Annotated in this window: 1 protein-coding gene; it reads right to left on the bottom strand. The window is 54.3% G+C overall.

Features of this window, described 5'->3' with window-relative positions:
- On the bottom strand, positions 1–426 hold a 426-nt coding region (locus RT21_RS22915), incomplete at its 3' end, for a copper resistance protein B (protein WP_046164476.1).
- Between the last annotated feature and the right edge of the window lies 1 nt (position 427).

The raw sequence follows: 427 nt of genomic DNA, 5'->3' as shown, positions 1-427 counted from the left end.
ATACAGAGCCATCCCCTGGACGCCTAAAGCCGCCCACGTCTGCGGCGACTCGGGCTTAAAGTCCTGGCGAACACCTGCTACCACATCCCACCAGGGGCTGATGGCACGCCCGTAGAGCGCCTGAATTTCCGCATCTTCAGTAACGCCATTCGTTCGCTCACCTTCCGAGCGAAACCAGAACCGATTGATATCGCCACCAACCCAGGCAGTAGCTTCCCAACTGAGGGTGCTACCTTCATTTGCGTTCTGGTACTCAAGTTGATCTAGCAGAAGGAACCAGGCCAGATACTTGTCATGGACTGTATGACCTTGAAGACCAGGGAAAGCCGCTTCTCTATCCGCATCGGTCAATACTGGAATGAACGAGGGATGAACCATGCCGGGCATTTCGAGCGTATCGTCATGCTTCATTTGGCCATGGTTCATC

It is taken from the genome of Pseudomonas sp. 10B238 (genome assembly GCF_000970615.1).
Taxonomy (GTDB): domain Bacteria; phylum Pseudomonadota; class Gammaproteobacteria; order Pseudomonadales; family Pseudomonadaceae; genus Stutzerimonas.
The sequence above is the reverse complement of the archived record's forward strand: the minus strand, read 5'-3'. Positions and strand labels throughout refer to the sequence as shown.